We start from the raw sequence: 12,807 nt of genomic DNA, 5'->3' as shown, positions 1-12,807 counted from the left end.
ATGTTGTTCTGATCCGCGCTCAGCTCACGCGGAGCCCTGCTCCCCCGCGAGCTGCTCCTCGTTGGGGATCGCCCCGCCGAACCGGCGGTCCCGCGACGCGTACTCCAGGCAGGCGCGCCACAGGTCGCGGCGGTCGAAGTCCGGCCAGAGCACGTCCTGGAAGACCATCTCGGCGTAAGCGCTCTGCCAGATCAGGTAGTTGGACGTGCGCTGCTCGCCCGAGGGGCGCAGGAAGAGGTCCACGTCCGGCATGTCCGGGTAGTAGAGGTACTTCGCGAAGGTCTTCTCGCTGACCTTGGACGGGTCGAGGCGGCCCGCCTTCACGTCCTCCGCCATCGCCTGCGCGGCGTCCGCGATCTCCGCGCGCCCGCCGTAGTTCATGCAGAAGTACAGCGTGAGCTTGTCGTTGCCCTTGGTCTGCTCCTGGGCGATCTGGAGCTCCTTGGCCACCGACCGCCACAGCTTGGGCATGCGGCCCACCCAGCGCACCCGGATGCCGAGCTCGTCGAGCTGGTCGCGGGTCTTGCGGATGAAGTCGCGGTTGAAGTTCATCAGGAAGCGCACCTCGTCGGGCGAGCGCCGCCAGTTCTCGGTGGAGAAGGCGTACAGGGAGATGCTCCCGACGCCCATCTCGATCGCGCCCTGCAGCACGTCCAGCACGCGCTCGGCGCCGACCTTGTGGCCCTCGGTGCGCGGCAGGCCGCGGTCCTTGGCCCAGCGGCCGTTGCCGTCCATGACGATCGCGACGTGCTCGGGGACCAGCTCGCCGGGGATCTTCGGCGGCCGCGCCCCGGACGGGTGCGGGTCGGGTGTGCGGTACTCGCGTCGGGAACGGCCCAGAATCCCGCGTCGTGCCATGCGTGCCACTACTCCTTGGTCCCTGTTTCCCTATTTCTCGACATACCGGAGCGAACGGAGACCGCGCTCCAGGTGCCAGTGCAGATACGCCGCGACCAGGCCGCTGCCCTCCCTGACGTGGCGCGCCTCGCAGGCGTCCGCCGTCGCCCAGTCGCCCGTCAGCAGCGCGCCGAGCAGCCCGATCGCCTCCGAGGAGGGTACGACGCTTCCGGGCACCCGGCACTCCCCGCAGACCACGCCGCCCGCGGCCACCGAGAAGAACCGGTTCGGACCGGGCATTCCACACCTGGCACAGGCGTCGAAGCTGGGCGCGTAGCCGTTGACGGCCAGGGAGCGCAGCAGGAAGGCGTCCAGGACGAGGCCCGGGGCGTGCTCGCCCGCGGCGAGCACGCGCAGCCCGCCGACGAGCAGCAGGTACTGCTGCACGGCCGGTTCGCCCTCGTGGTCGGTGAACCGCTCGGCGGTCTCCAGCATGGCCGTGCCGGCGGTGTAGCGCGCGTAGTCGGCGACGATCGGCCCGCCGTACGCGGCGATGGTCTCGCTCTGCGTGCACAGCGGCAGGCTCCGCCCGACGAGCTCGCTCCCCCGCGCGAAGAACTGCACGTCGACGTGCGAGAACGGCTCCAGGCGCGCCCCGAACTTCGACTTGGTCCGCCGCACCCCGCGCGCGACGGCGCGCACACGGCCGTGGCCGCGCGTGAGGAGGGTGATGATGCGGTCGGCCTCACCGAGCTTCTGGGTGCGCAGGACGACGCCGTCGTCGCGGAAGAGACTCAACGCGCACCCCCGCGGGTGTCCGGCCGGGGGTCCGGGGGTTGCCCCCCGGGAAGAAGCAGCATGATGCGGTCCGCCTCACCGAGCTTCTGGGTGCGCAGGACGACGCCGTCGTCGCGGAAGAGGCTCATGCAGTTATTGTCCCGTACCGACGAAGGCTGAACGTCCGCGCCTCCGGAGGCACAATGTGACCCCCATGTCGATCTTCCTCCCCCCAGTGAGTACCCGGTGACCCCCATCCGCCGCCGACGCCGCAGGCGCCACCCCGTCCGTTCCACCGCCGCCGCGGCCCTCGTGTGCGTGCTCGCCGCGCTGTTCCTGCTGTTCGTCACCGTGCCGGACAAGCGCGCCGACAGCCGGGCCTTCGCCACGGCGCCCGCGTGCGTGGGCGACGAGCCGGCCCTGGAGTGCCGCAAGGTGGTCGAGGGTGCGGTGAAGCACACCGAGACCGCTCCGCAGGGCAAGAAGACCCACTACTGGCTCACGTTCACGGGGCGCGACGGCTCCACCCACCACGCGGACATGAACGGGCCGCTCTCCGTCTTCGGCAAGGTCAAGCCCGGCGACAAGGTGCGTGCCACGTACTGGCGCGGCAAGATCCGCTTCGTCGACTTCCGCGGCACCGTGCAGCTGACGGCCGACCAGCCGAAGGACGCCTACCGCGTGCCGTTCGCCTGCGGCCTGGGGCTGCTCGTCCTGGGTGCGACGTTCGCCGGGATCGCCTACTGGATGGTCCGGCACTCCCCCCGCGCCCCCGAGCGGTACACCTGGCAGACCACCGTGCCCATGTGCGCGGGGGTCCTGATCGCCGCCGTCGCGGTCGTCGCGGCCCTGGTCACGGACACGGTGCCGACGGCCGTGACGCTGACCGGCGCGGGCGCGGTGCCGATCGTGCTCGGCGCCCTGTGGCGGGTGCGGGTGCGGCGGCGGCCGGCGGAGACCGGGCTCGCCCCGGCCGTCCCCGGCAAGGAGGAGTGCGTCGAGGGCGGGGTCGCGGCGGACACCGCGTACGGTCCCGAGCTCATCGGCCCGTATCTGGTGGCGGGCCCCGGCCTGCTCGCGGTGACCCCCGATCCGAAGGGCCGCACCCTCCGCAGGCCCCTGCCGCGCACGCTCGTCGTGGAGAGCATCCGCGTGCCCTACCGGTCGGACCCGGCGCGCGTCACCGCGGAGGCCGGCGGCCGGCGCAGGGCGCTTCGCCAGGTGGTCCTCGTCTGCCGCGACGGCGACGGGGAGGTGCTCATCGGCGTGCAGCGCAAGCACGCGCCGTGGGTGCTCGGCGCCCTCCAGGAGCCCGCCCGGGCCGGGGAAGGCGCGCAGGAGGCCGTCCCGCTGTCCGGGTACGGCTCCTGAGCGGCGGGGGCCTGCAGGCGGGCGCCGCTCCCTACGAGGGCGTCCGCGCCGCGGCCAGCAGCCGGTCCGTGTCCTCCGGACAGAGCATGAGCGCCCGGCCCACCGTGGCGAGCACCTCGCGCTCCGCGGGCCGGTAGGGGCCGTCGGCGAGGGCGATGCGGGCGCCCTGCAGCAGGATCGATTCGCGGCCGGCGGGGGCGAGGTGGGGGGCGAGGGGCTCCAGCGCCTCGTGGAGCTCGATGGCGAGGGCCGTACCCCGGGGGTCGAAGCCGTCACGCCCGGCGTAGGGGGACGGCGTGCCCAGGTCGGTGCCGTAGGCGCCGGGCAGACGGCCCGTGTCGGCGGCGAGGGCCTCGATCAGGGTGATCAGCTGTTCCTCGCTGCAGTCCACGAAGCCCGCGGCCCGGACGGCACCCACGGCGGCTCTTCGGACCGTACGGGCCTCGGTGCCGCCCGCGGCGAGGACGGCGAGGGCGACGGTGTGCACGGCGTCGCGCAGCATCGCGGAGAAGCGGATCGTGGTGGGGTGGTCGAGAACGTCCGTGCCGTAGCGGGCGCGGCACGCGGAGCACTCCACGACCGGTCCGACGGGGCCGCGCGGCAGCAGCGGCAGGCCGAAGGCCACGAGGCGGCGGCGCCCGGTGCGGCGGCGGTAATTGCGGTCGCCGCCGCATCCGGGGCAGTAGAACTCGCCGTCGCCCACCGTGCGCCATACGGTGCGTACGCCCACCACACAGCGGTCCCGGCCGGGTCGGCCCTGCGCGTGCATCACGGCGCACACCTCCATAACGCCACGGCCTCGTCGCCGCGTTGACGTGATGTTAGCCACATCGATGATGCGACGTCAGTACCCCGTGCGCAGACTGCGGGCGTCATACGGGGGATCTCGCCACGAGGCCACCGGATACGGTGGTTTTCCCCGGGGCCTCTTGACGACGCGCCGCACCGGCACCGAGCACTCCGCTGGAAGCGCGGTCCACTGCGGGCCGGTGGGGGCTTGTCGCGCAGTTCCCCGCGCCCCTTACAGGGCGCGGTACGCCCGGTTCACCGCCGAGACCACGGCCTTGATCGAGGCACGCGTGGTGTTCGGGTCGATGCCGATGCCCCACAGCACCTTTCCGTCGATCACGCATTCGATGTACGAGGCGGCGCGCGCGGCGGCGCCCTCGCTCATGGTGTGCTCGCTGTAGTCCAGGACCCGGGCGTCCACGCCGATCGCGGCCAGTGCGTCGACGAAGGCCGAGATCGGACCGTTGCCGGTACCGGTCAGCACGGTGTCGGCACCGTCCACGACCGCCTCGACGGTCAGGGCGTCGCCGCCCTGGCTCGTGGTGGACGTCTGGGTGGAGCGCAGCGCGATCCGGCCCCAGGGGTTGCCGTCGGTGGGCAGGTACTCGTCCTGGAAGACCGACCAGATCTCGGCGGGGGTGACCTCGCCGCCCTCGGCGTCGGTCTTGCCCTGGATGATCTTCGAGAACTCGATCTGCATCCGGCGCGGCAGGTCCAGCTTGTGGTCGTTCTTCAGGACGTACGCGATGCCGCCCTTGCCGGACTGCGAGTTCACGCGGATGACGGCCTCGTAGGAGCGGCCGACGTCCTTGGGGTCGATCGGCAGGTAGGGGACGGCCCACTCGATGTCGTCCACGGTCTTGCCCTCGGCGGCGGCGGTGCCGGCCATCGCCTCGAAGCCCTTCTTGATGGCGTCCTGGTGGGAGCCGGAGAAGGCGGTGTAGACCAGGTCGCCCGCGTAGGGGTGGCGCGGGTGGACCTCCATCTGGTTGCAGTACTCGGCCGTGCGCCGTACCTCGTCGATCTGCGAGAAGTCGATCATCGGGTCGACGCCCTGGGAGAACAGGTTCATGCCCAGGGTGACCAGGTCGACGTTGCCGGTGCGCTCGCCCTGGCCGAACAGGCAGCCCTCGATCCGGTCGGCCCCGGCCATGACCGCCAGCTCGGCGGCGGCGACGGCGGTGCCCCGGTCGTTGTGCGGGTGCACGGACAGGCAGATGTGCTCGCGGCGCGACAGGTGCCGCGACATCCACTCGAAGCGGTCGGCGTGGGTGGAGGGCGTGGAGCGCTCGACGGTGGCCGGCAGGTTCAGGATGATCTCGCGGCCGGCCTCGGGCTGCCAGACGTCCATGACGCCCTCGCAGACCTCCAGCGCGAAGTCCAGCTCGGTGTCGGTGAAGATCTCCGGGCTGTACTGGAAGCCGAAGACCGTCTCGTCGCCCAGGATCTTGTCCGCGTACTCCACGACCAGGCGCGTGCCGTCGACCGCGATCTGCTTGACCTGCTCGCGCGAGCCGCGGAAGACGACGCGGCGGAAGACGGGCGCGGTGGCGTTGTACAGGTGGACCGTGGCGCGGCGGGCGCCGCGCAGGGACTCCACCGTGCGCTCGATCAGCTCCTCGCGCGCCTGGGTGAGGACGGAGATCGTCACGTCCTCCGGGATCGCGCCCTCCTCGATGATCGAGCGGACGAAGTCGAAGTCGGTGGCGCCGGAGGAGGGGAAGCCGACCTCGATCTCCTTGTAGCCCATGCGGACCAGCAGGTCGAACATCTCGCGCTTGCGGGCCGGGGACATCGGGTCGATCAGGGCCTGGTTGCCGTCGCGCAGGTCGGTCGACAGCCAGCGGGGGGCCTTGGTGATCCGCCGGTCCGGCCAGGTGCGGTCGGGGATGTCCACGGCGTCGTAGGGGCGGTACTTGTGCACCGGCATCCCGGAGGGGCGCTGGGTCACCGTGGCCGCGGTCAGGGGGGTGGGACGGCCTACGGAAGCGGGGATCTCGGGCATCTGCGGGGGCTCCTCGTATGTCCTGAGACGGGATTCCGCCCGGCTCGCTGCGAGCTCGGGGGAGGCCGACGGGCAGGTCACCGCGGGTGACCGCAACGCCTCACACCGCGGGGAGGGGGTCGGCCGATCGACTACAGACCCTCGCCGCGGCAGCTAAGAAGAAGCAGCCCGAAACGCATGATGCACAGCACGGTAGCCGAGCCGGACGGGATGCGGTACGGGCGTTCCAGCATGCGGGACACGGCCCGGCACACGGAACGGTGCCACTCGATTGTGTTAATCGGTGCGCCGGGGCCTGACAAGGCCGGGGGCCGCTGTCAGATTCGGGCCATGAGTGACACCGTGAAGAGCGTTTTCTGCACCATCGTCCCGCCGCACGTGCTCGACAGGCTCGCGCAGGCCGACGACGCCGCGCGCGCCGATCTCGCGCAGCGCACCCTCGAACACGACTCCCTGCAGCGCACCCGGCGCCGGGTCACCGCCCTGCGCGGCGTCGCCGCCCCTGCGGGCACCCCCTCCGACAGCCCGCAGCGGACGATCTACGACGCCGGGCACCGGGCTACCCAGCCGGGCAAGAAGGTGCACAGCGAAGGCGACGCGCCCTCGAAGGACGCGACGGTCAACCGCGCCCACGCCGGGCTCGGCGCCACCTTCGACCTCTACCTCAAGGCCTACGGCCGGCACTCCATCGACGACGCGGGCCTGCCGCTGGACGCCACGGTCCACTACGGCCAGGGGTACAACAACGCCTTCTGGGACGGCAGCCAGATGGTCTTCGGGGACGGCGACGGGGACGTCTTCCTCGACTTCACCATCCCGGTGGACGTCATCGGCCACGAGCTCACCCACGGTGTCACCCAGCACACGGCCAACCTGGAGTACTACGGCCAGTCCGGCGCGCTGAACGAGTCGGTCTCGGACGTCTTCGGCTCACTGATCAAGCAGTACGCCCTCGGGCAGTCCGCCGACCAGGCCGACTGGCTGATCGGCGCGGGGCTGCTGGGGCCGGGCATCGACCACGGGGTGGCCCTGCGCTCCATGAAGGCGCCCGGCACGGCCTACGACGACGACGTCCTCGGCAAGGACCCGCAGCCGGCGACGATGGACGACTACGTCCGCACCTCGCGCGACAACGGCGGCGTGCACATCAACTCGGGCATCCCCAACCGGGCCTTCTACCTCGTGGCCACCGCGCTCGGCGGCAACGCCTGGGAGCGGGCCGGGAAGGTCTGGTACGCGACGCTGACCGGCGGCGAGCTGGCGTCCGACGCCCAGTTCGCGGACTTCGCCCGGCTGACGGTGGCGTCGGCGAAGTCGCTCTACGGCGAGGGCGACGAGGTCCAGGCCGTCCTCAAGGCGTGGTCGCAGGTGGGCGTACCCGCCTCGTAAGGGCCGCCCGCCGGGGCGAGAATGGCGCCATGCGGATCGTCATCACCCGGACCGGCGGGTTCGCCGGCATCGAGCGCCGGGCCGAGCTGGACACGAACGGCCGGCCCGACGCCACCCATGTGCAGGCCCTGGCCCACCGCGCGCTCGCCGCGTCGCCCGCCGAGGCGGCGAGCGTGCGAGGCGTGCCGGACGGCTTCCACTACGAGATCGACGTGGACGGCCGCACGGTGCACTGCGCGGACCCTCATGTCAGCCATGATCAGCGTGAGCTGATCAGGCTGGTGCTACGGGAAGGCGCGTAGCGCCCGGCCGCCCAGGGTCTAGAACCCCAGCTTCCGCAGCTGCTTCGGGTCGCGCTGCCAGTCCTTGGCGACCTTCACATGCAGGTCGAGGTAGACCGGGGTACCCAGGAGCGCCTCGATGTGCTTGCGGGACTTCATGCCCACCTCCTTGAGGCGGGCGCCCTTCGGGCCGATACCCCTCTATCTCGGCCGCCCTCGCGGGCGCTTCGCTGGCTTCGGACGGCGACGGCGCACCCCGAACGCCCTAGAACCCCAGCTTCCGCAGCTGCTTCGGATCCCGCTGCCAGTCCTTGGCGACCTTCACATGCAGGTCGAGGTAGACCGGGGTACCCAGGAGCGCCTCGATGTGCTTGCGGGACTTCATGCCCACCTCCTTGAGGCGGGCGCCCTTGGGGCCGATGATGATGCCCTTCTGGCTGGGGCGCTCGATGTAGACGTTGGCGTGGATGTCCAGCAGCGGCTTGTTCGCCGGCCGGTCCTCCCGCGGCAGCATCTCCTCGACGACGACGGCGATGGAGTGCGGCAGCTCGTCCCGGACGCCCTCCAGCGCGGCCTCGCGGATCAGCTCGGCCACCATGACCTGCTCGGGCTCGTCGGTGAGGTCGCCCTCGGGGTAGAGCGGCGGGCTCTCCGGCAGCATCGGCGCGATCAGGTCCGCCAGCAGCGACACCTGCTTGTCGCCCACCGCGGAGACCGGGACGATCTCCGCCCACTGGATGCCCAGCTCCTCGCCCAGCTGCTGGATGGCGATCAGCTGCTCGGCGAGCGCCTTGGAGTCCACCAGGTCCGTCTTGGTGACGATGGCGATCTTCGGGGTCTTCTTGATCCCGGCCAGCTCGCTCGCGATGAAGCGGTCACCCGGGCCGAGCTTCTGGTCGGCGGGCAGGCAGAAGCCGATGACGTCGACCTCGGCCCAGGTGGTGCGGACCACGTCGTTGAGCCGCTCGCCCAGGAGCGTGCGCGGCTTGTGCAGACCGGGGGTGTCGACGAGCACCAGCTGGGCGTCGGGCCGGTGGACGATGCCGCGCACGGTGTGGCGCGTGGTCTGCGGACGGTTGGAGGTGATCGCGACCTTCGTCCCCACCAGTGCGTTGGTCAGGGTCGACTTGCCCGCGTTGGGGCGGCCGACGAAGCACGCGAAGCCCGCGCGGTGGGGGGCCTGGGAGGGGGACGAGGCGTTATCCATACCGGCCATTCTCCCCGATCCCGGCCCACCCGCCGACCAGCGGCCCGGACGGGCTCAGGCGCGCCGCGTGCGCCGCCCCGCCAGCGCGGCGGCGAGCCACACGACCCCGGCGGCGGGCAGCAGCAGGGCGGCGGCGAGGGCGAACCAGTTGGCGCTCTCCCCGCGCGTCCAGCCGAGGACGAGGCCGGTCCACAGGACGGCGGTGGCCAGGAACAGGCTCCAGGACCCGGCGGCGTGGGCGCGGTCGGCGGCCCGGCGGCGGCCGCGTGCGCGCAGCAGGTCCCTCAGGGCGTGCGGCCACAGGACGATCAGCCAGGCGGCCGTCATCCAGTCGAAGCCCTCGCCGCCGGCCCAGTCGACGACCAGGGTGAGCGTGAGGGCGGCCGTCACCGCGGTCATGAGCCAGGCGAAGCCGGCCGGGGTCTCGTTGCGGGCCACGGCTCAGCCCGCGTCGACCCTGCTGCGCAGCGCGCCGTCCGGCCCAGCGAGGAGCACGGGGGTCGCGGCCCCGCCCAGGTCCCGTACGGCGGCCCGGTCCTCGTCGGAGACGGCGCCCGCCTCGGAGACGACCGCCGCGGCCTCCAGCGACTTCGCCCCGCTGGCGACGGCCATGGCGACGGCGGTCCGCAGCGCGCTGAGCCGCAGCGAGTCGAGCGCGACCGTGCCGGCCACGTACGTCCGGCCCGTCTCGTCGCGCACGGCGGCGCCCTCGGGCACGGCGTTGCGGGCGCGCGCGGAGCGGGCCAGCGTGATGAGCTTGCGGTCTTCGGGGTCCAGCGTCGTCTCCGTCATACCGGGGAGCATAAGCAGCGCCGCCCCGCCCGGCCGCCGCGGGATCAGGCCTTGCCGCCGGCCTTCCGCTGCGCCTGCTGCACCTTCTCCACGGCCTTGCGCAGCGACGTCTCGAAGGCGGCGGTGTCGGCGGTGGTGAAGCTGGCCTGGGAGACGGTCACGACGGTGCCGCCGACGCGGACGGCCGCGATGTCGTGCTGGATGCTCACGCCCTGCTCGGTCGCGGCGAAGACCACCCGCACGCCGCGGGCCTCGTCGCCGAGCGCGGGCACGGTCAGCTCGCTGCCGGCCGCCTCGTCCGTGCTGCCGTCGGCGCCCTTGACCGTGAACTTCCCGCAGGCGGCGAGGTCGGTCTTCCGCTGCATGACCTTGACGGCCTCGGCCTCCTGGTAGGAGGTGACGCCCTGGGTCATCTGGATCCCGGTCTCGCCGGCCTGCTTGAGGTCGGTCATGGCGTGGGCCTGTGCCTTGGGGCCGTTGTCCGCGCCGACGAAGACGTCGAGCAGGGGCTGGCACGCGGCCTTGCCGGCCTTGCCGAACTGCATGCCGGTCGCGCCGACGTCGTAGGCCGGGATGTCCTTGTTCACCTCCCAGCCGGAGGGCAGGTCGGCGGGGGTGAGCAGGGCCGCCTTGGCCTGCTCGGCGGTCAGGGGACGGGACCCCTTGTCCGGGGCGGGGGCGGCGCCGGCCGTGTCCTGCGCGGCGGACGGCTTTCCGTCCTCGCCCTTCTTGTCGCCGTCTCCGCAGGCGGAAAGGGTCAGGAGGGAGGCGGCGGCGAGGGCCGCGAGCGCACCACGGCGCAGGAAAGCGGACACGACGAAGATCCTTAAGTAAAGGGAATGCATGCCAAAGGCATGCCAATAGTAAAGATCCCCGTTCTCGTGTCCGCGTCAGCCCGCCACGGAGTACATGCCTCCCCGCCGGCCCTCCGGCGAGACGAGCCACTCCAGCCTCGCGGCCGTGCCCGTGTCCGGCACGGGGTTGTGCATGACGATCGTCAGGTCCGGCCGGGCCGGCACACGCAGCTGCGTGCTCTCCAGGTACAGCTCCCCGGCCACCGGGTGGTCGAACTCCTTGATCAGCTGGCCGCCCGCCTGCACGTCGCCCTGCGCCCACAGCTCCGTGAACTCCGGGCTCGCCGCGGACAGCTCCGCCACGATCTCCTGGAACCCCTCGTCGTCCGGGCGCTCCGAGCACGCGGCGCGGTACTGGGCGACGACCCGCCGGGCGTTCTGCTCCCAGTTGGCCGCGCGGGCGCGGTAGGCGGGGTCGGTGAAGAAGTCGACCAGGCAGTTCGGCCGCGTCTTGCGGCGGAAGCCGATGACCATGCGGGCCGAGTCGTTGAAGGCGACCAGGTTCCAGTACGGGTCCATGATGTGCGCCGGGTACGGCATCCAGCCGTCGATCAGCCGCTGCAGGCCCTCGCACAGGTAGTCCGGGTCGTACGGGGACTGCGGCTGCGGCGGGTTCAGCCCGGCGAGCACGTAGAGGTGCCGGCGCTCGTCGCCGCTCAGCTTCAGCACGTTCGCCACGGCGTCCAGCACCTGCGGCGAGACGGTGATCTCCCGCCCCTGCTCCAGCCACTGGTACCAGGAGGCGCCCACGCCCGCGAGGACCGCGACCTCCTCGCGGCGCAGCCCGGGCGTGCGCCGGCGTCCCCCGCCGTCCGGCAGGCCCACGTCGGCCGGGGACACCCTGGCCCGACGGCTCATCAGGAAATCACGCAGCTCTTGACGGCGACGCGGCTGTGCGGTCGACCCGGTCAACTTTCTCCCCCTTGCCTGGTGGTGCGGCCACCACCATAAGCACGCTCTCCCCACGTTTCTTCCGCGCGCCGGAAGCTGAGCGCATGGCGATCGACTCCCCTTCCCGTACGACCCCTCCCCGTACATCCCCTGCCGGTGCGGCCACCGCGGCCGGGCCCGGCATGTCCGCCCGCGACAAGCTGGTCCTGCTCGTGCTGTGCGCCGCGCAGTTCATCGTGGCCCTGGACTTCTCCATCCTGAACGTGGCCCTGCCCGTCCTGGGCGACGACCTCGGCATGGGCCAGGCCGACCTGCAGTGGGCGGTCACCGCCTTCGCCCTGCCCTCCGGCGGCTTCCTGCTGCTCTCCGGCCGGATCGCCGACCTCTACGGGCGCCGCCGCGTCTTCCTCGCCGGCCTCGCGCTCTTCACCGCGTCCTCCGTGCTCGCCACGCTCGCCTGGGCCCCGGCCGTCTTCCTCGCCGGGCGCGCCCTGCAGGGGCTCGGCGCGGCCGTCATCGTGCCGACGGGCATGTCGCTGCTGACCACGACCTTCGCCGAGGGCCCGCAGCGCGAGCGTGCCCTCGGCATCAGCAGCACGCTGCTCTCCCTCGGCTTCACCATCGGCATGGTGCTCGGCGGCGTCATGACCGACACACTGGGCTGGCGCTCGACGATGGGCCTGCTGGCCGTGGCCGGCCTCGGCATCCTCGCGCTCGCACCGGGCCTGCTCGCCGAGTCCCGCCCCGCTGAGCGGCCCCGGATCGACATCCCGGGCGCGGTGACCGTCACCGGCGGCCTGCTGGCCCTCATCTACGGGCTGTCGACCGCGGCCCAGCGCGGCTTCGGCGGCGCGGACGTCCTCGTCTCGCTCGTCCTGGGCGTCGCGCTGCTGGTGGCCTTCGTGGTCGTGGAGTCCCGCGCCGCGCAGCCGCTGGTCTCGCTGCCGATGCTGCGGCGGCCCACGGTCGCCTGGGGGAACCTGGCCGGCCTGATCACCTTCGCGATGATGAGCAGCGTCGTCTTCCTGCTCACGCTCTACCTGCAGGAGGTGCTGGAGCTCTCGGCGTTCCGCACCGGGCTCGTCTTCGGCGTGCAGGGCGTCTTCGCCGTCGTCGCCGGCATGACCGCGCCGAAGATCATCGCCCGCTTCGGCACCCGCACCACGCTGCTGGCCGGCCTGGCCGTCCAGGCCGTCTTCACGGCCGCGCTGCTGGCCCTGGGGCAGGACTCCTCCGGCGCGTGGCTGGCCCTGGTGGCGGCGAGCGTCGCCTGCGTCGGGCACCTGTGGGCGATCGTCGCCTACGGGGTGACGGCGACGTCGGGCCTGCCGGACACCGAGCAGGGTCTGGCCACGGGCCTGGTGACGAGCTCGCAGCAGGTCGGGCTCACGATCGGGATCCCGCTGCTGAGCGCGGTGGCCTCGGCCCGTACCGCTGCGCTCTCCGAGGGCGGCTCGGGCTTCGCGGCCGCGACGCTGGGCGGCATCCGGGTGGGGCTGGGCGTGGACGCCCTGATCGTCGCGGTGGTGGCGGCGGCGGTCGCGGTGGGCCTGCGGAAGCGGCGCGCGGCCTGAGAAACACGCGGAGGGGGCGGGCCGGAGATTCCGGCCCGCC

Annotated in this window: 14 protein-coding genes and 1 pseudogene; 4 read left to right on the top strand and 11 right to left on the bottom strand. The window is 72.4% G+C overall.

Translation table 11 applies throughout. From position 1 onward, the window contains the following. Positions 1–24 precede the first annotated feature (24 nt). Genes IE241_RS07440 through IE241_RS34920 form a run of 3 tightly spaced genes read right to left on the bottom strand, consistent with a single transcriptional unit; the run spans position 25 to position 1,763 of the window. Complete coding sequence (locus tag IE241_RS07440; RefSeq protein ID WP_190020805.1) at positions 25–858, bottom strand: isoprenyl transferase; 834 nt, start codon at positions 856–858, stop codon at positions 25–27. A 30-nt stretch (positions 859–888) separates the two neighbouring features. Beyond that, the gene (recO, locus tag IE241_RS07435; RefSeq protein ID WP_190020804.1) at positions 889–1,635 is read right to left on the bottom strand and encodes a DNA repair protein RecO; all 747 of its coding nucleotides are present in this window, start codon (positions 1,633–1,635) and stop codon (positions 889–891) included. Next, a complete protein-coding gene (locus IE241_RS34920) occupies positions 1,632–1,763 on the bottom strand; it encodes a hypothetical protein (protein WP_373300601.1) in 132 nt (43 codons plus the stop codon). The genes recO and IE241_RS34920 overlap by 4 nt, the downstream gene beginning before the upstream one ends. A gap of 97 nt (positions 1,764–1,860) precedes the next feature. On the opposite strand from IE241_RS34920, the gene IE241_RS07425 reads away from it, so the two are divergent. Further along, positions 1,861–2,985, top strand: coding sequence for a hypothetical protein (locus tag IE241_RS07425; RefSeq protein WP_190020803.1), 1,125 nt, complete (start codon positions 1,861–1,863; stop codon positions 2,983–2,985). Between the two features lie 31 nt (positions 2,986–3,016). Here the strand turns inward: IE241_RS07425 and IE241_RS07420 are convergent, their stop codons facing one another. Then, on the bottom strand, positions 3,017–3,754 hold the full coding sequence (locus tag IE241_RS07420) for a tellurite resistance TerB family protein (RefSeq protein ID WP_190021084.1): 738 nt from the start codon (positions 3,752–3,754) through the stop codon (positions 3,017–3,019). A gap of 252 nt (positions 3,755–4,006) precedes the next feature. Then, positions 4,007–5,779, bottom strand: a complete 1,773-nt coding sequence (gene leuA / locus IE241_RS07415) for a 2-isopropylmalate synthase (protein ID WP_190020802.1) — start codon at positions 5,777–5,779, stop codon at positions 4,007–4,009. Between the two features lie 330 nt (positions 5,780–6,109). On the opposite strand from leuA, the gene IE241_RS07410 reads away from it, so the two are divergent. Together IE241_RS07410 and IE241_RS07405 are read left to right on the top strand one after the other, a co-directional pair. Next, the gene (locus tag IE241_RS07410) at positions 6,110–7,168 is read left to right on the top strand and encodes a M4 family metallopeptidase (protein WP_190020801.1); all 1,059 of its coding nucleotides are present in this window, start codon (positions 6,110–6,112) and stop codon (positions 7,166–7,168) included. Positions 7,169–7,197: 29 nt separating this feature from the next. Continuing rightward, complete coding sequence (locus tag IE241_RS07405; protein WP_190020800.1) at positions 7,198–7,470, top strand: protealysin inhibitor emfourin; 273 nt, start codon at positions 7,198–7,200, stop codon at positions 7,468–7,470. Between the two features lie 18 nt (positions 7,471–7,488). Here IE241_RS07405 and IE241_RS07400 read toward each other — a convergent pair. The 6 genes and pseudogenes from IE241_RS07400 to IE241_RS07375 all read right to left on the bottom strand — a co-directional run. After that, positions 7,489–7,644: pseudogene (locus IE241_RS07400) on the bottom strand (KH domain-containing protein); the annotation flags it as partial. 70 nt (positions 7,645–7,714) lie between these two features. Continuing rightward, complete coding sequence (gene era / locus IE241_RS07395; RefSeq protein ID WP_058044522.1) at positions 7,715–8,656, bottom strand: GTPase Era; 942 nt, start codon at positions 8,654–8,656, stop codon at positions 7,715–7,717. A 54-nt stretch (positions 8,657–8,710) separates the two neighbouring features. Next, positions 8,711–9,094 carry a hypothetical protein gene (locus IE241_RS07390; RefSeq protein ID WP_190020799.1) on the bottom strand — a complete coding sequence of 128 codons (384 nt, stop codon included), beginning with the start codon at positions 9,092–9,094 and terminating at the stop codon, positions 8,711–8,713. A gap of 3 nt (positions 9,095–9,097) precedes the next feature. Then, complete coding sequence (locus tag IE241_RS07385) at positions 9,098–9,448, bottom strand: cytidine deaminase-like protein (protein ID WP_190020798.1); 351 nt, start codon at positions 9,446–9,448, stop codon at positions 9,098–9,100. Between the two features lie 44 nt (positions 9,449–9,492). Next, on the bottom strand, positions 9,493–10,263 hold the full coding sequence (locus IE241_RS07380; protein WP_190020797.1) for a hypothetical protein: 771 nt from the start codon (positions 10,261–10,263) through the stop codon (positions 9,493–9,495). A 75-nt stretch (positions 10,264–10,338) separates the two neighbouring features. Continuing rightward, positions 10,339–11,160, bottom strand: coding sequence for a helix-turn-helix transcriptional regulator (locus IE241_RS07375; protein ID WP_229898892.1), 822 nt, complete (start codon positions 11,158–11,160; stop codon positions 10,339–10,341). Positions 11,161–11,297: 137 nt separating this feature from the next. On the opposite strand from IE241_RS07375, the gene IE241_RS07370 reads away from it, so the two are divergent. Further along, positions 11,298–12,767 carry an MFS transporter gene (locus IE241_RS07370; protein ID WP_190020795.1) on the top strand — a complete coding sequence of 490 codons (1,470 nt, stop codon included), beginning with the start codon at positions 11,298–11,300 and terminating at the stop codon, positions 12,765–12,767. The last annotated feature ends 40 nt before the right edge of the window (positions 12,768–12,807 follow it).

The organism is Streptomyces hiroshimensis (genome assembly GCF_014650335.1).
Taxonomy (GTDB): Bacteria; Actinomycetota; Actinomycetes; order Streptomycetales; family Streptomycetaceae; genus Streptomyces; species Streptomyces hiroshimensis.
This window is presented reverse-complemented; position numbering and strand designations above follow the sequence as displayed.